3 protein-coding genes are annotated in these 1,849 nt (G+C 44.9%); 2 read left to right on the top strand and 1 reads right to left on the bottom strand.

What is annotated here, in order from left to right; translation table 11 throughout:
* The first annotated feature begins 314 nt into the window (after window positions 1–314).
* Entirely contained in the window at window positions 315–581 is a 267-nt protein-coding gene (locus CINSTRO3249_RS15540) for an anti-adapter protein IraP (protein ID WP_074013879.1), read from the top strand.
* Window positions 582–1,029: 448 nt separating this feature from the next.
* Window positions 1,030–1,320: a hypothetical protein gene (locus CINSTRO3249_RS15535; protein ID WP_125933226.1), complete on the top strand. Its 291-nt coding sequence runs from the start codon at window positions 1,030–1,032 to the stop codon at window positions 1,318–1,320.
* A gap of 119 nt (window positions 1,321–1,439) precedes the next feature.
* On the opposite strand, the gene CINSTRO3249_RS15530 is transcribed toward CINSTRO3249_RS15535, so the two are convergent.
* Entirely contained in the window at window positions 1,440–1,649 is a 210-nt protein-coding gene (locus CINSTRO3249_RS15530) for an HHA domain-containing protein (protein ID WP_074013877.1), read from the bottom strand.
* Between the last annotated feature and the right edge of the window lie 200 nt (window positions 1,650–1,849).

Below are 1,849 nucleotides of genomic sequence, written 5' to 3'. Positions count from 1 at the left end.
TCATATGCTGTTTAACCAGCGTCTGATATCGGCGGGTAAGGCGAGAGTCAATCCCGCCAACAGATAGGTTGAAATCATTCTGCAAAGTAATAACAGGTATCACGATAAATGTGTAGATACCTATGCCCCAAAAGAGGGCCGTTTTTTTATTATCAGATTTTTCAGAAATTTAGATATCAAAGCTTTCAATCGACACTTAATATTCTCTTGATATTAAATAAAGATATCAATTATTATGCATTCGGAATAAAGCTGTATGGCTGAGCTTTGGCCCGTCAGGGCAAATCCGTTACTTTACCTATCCAGGAGCCACAATGAACAGCTTACTTTCACAATTACTGATCCGCCTGGCACAAAAGGAAGCTGCGGAAAAGGAACTGCTCGCGCTGGTGCAATCCCTAGAAATTCTGGTTGCAGCCTTAATATCTTCCCTCACTCCCGATAAACTGAATGAGCTGGTCGGCTCAATCGATGTGGCCATGAAGAATCTGCCGCGCAATCTTGAGACGGGGCACAGCTCGGATATCGAACTGCTTAATAATAATATCACTCGCATCACGGCGGTTGCGCGCCGACACTAGCCGAGGATGACCCTGGTCAGGCGTTTTCCTGCCGCTTAGGGTCTTCCGCAATAGGGCACGTTCGCTATCAGTAGCATCATTAAGTGCATCAATTCAATCTGATAATGCTACACAAATCCTAACGGCTGAGTTAATGACTCTTGACATTTATTTGCTGCGGGTCAATTATACTGTTCTTCTCTTTGTACCAGAGCCTGGCTCATTGCCAAGCCTATAATGTTTGTCGGTTTTATCTCTGTTTGCAGCCCACGCCACCCTGCATTATGCTACAATACTTCATTGCCTGCCTATGCATTCGTAGATCTGTCTAAAATATCCTCTTTTTGTAGTTGAAAGTGATTAATTTCGTTTTTACGCGAGCAATCCTGGCTCCAATGAATATACTAGTTCCGAGCATAATATTTTGGTCATCAAGACCGTGTGGTTTTTCATTAGCAGGTTAATAATCATGAAAACACTAGGGTTAGTTCTTGAGACAATTCTCGAAGAGATCTGCACGGGGAAAAATGTGTTCACACCTGAGGCGGGCACTCAAGAAGCAATGGAGAAATTCCAACAGATCGCTAAGGCAATCAGCTATGCCGACAGCGAAGAGCTTGTAGAACAATGCCAGTTTGGGATCGAAGAGTTTTCAGAGCGATTGACGTTCTCCAAAGTGATGGTAACCGGCGGCGTGACTGAAAAAGGACAGGCGTTTTTACGAAAGCGCTTTGCCAGCCGGCAGCAAAAAGTCGGGTAAGCGGTAGCGCTCCCCTCGCCGCTGTTATCCCAGGGTATCCCCTGGGCATCCTCGTGCGTGGTCACTCTTGCTGGACCGTGAGCTTCTTCAGGCGTTATAAATTTCGCTCTGCTGTTCAATTAGCGTACAAATTGCCAAACGCTCGAAGGTACCTTGTCGTAGAGTTTCCCCATCGTCAACTCCGCCAAACGATGATCGGCGGCGCCATAGAACTCCACCAATTCTCCTGCGGTTAACCGATCCTTCATATGCTCGATCACCTTTTCCAGCGTATCGATATTACTGCAGCGCCGAAGCCGCATCAAAAAATCGACTTTACCCATAAACATGTGATTATTCCTATACCTTTCGCTCAACAACCTTTTTAATAATAATTACCGCCTAATAACAGACCCTTATCTGGGTCGTGACTCAGATTTATTGATACGTTATACTCTACATTTTTAAAAATACACTATGGCAAAGATTGATGTTACCTGCCCTCGTTGTAGCGAAGCTGATGGAGTTCGATGTAATGGTCATTCGGCAT

Origin of the sequence: Candidatus Sodalis sp. SoCistrobi, assembly GCF_900143145.1 — a bacterium.
GTDB lineage: Bacteria > Pseudomonadota > Gammaproteobacteria > Enterobacterales > Enterobacteriaceae > SoCistrobi.
Note: the sequence above shows the minus strand (reverse complement) of the source record. Positions and strands in the feature narration are given on the sequence as shown.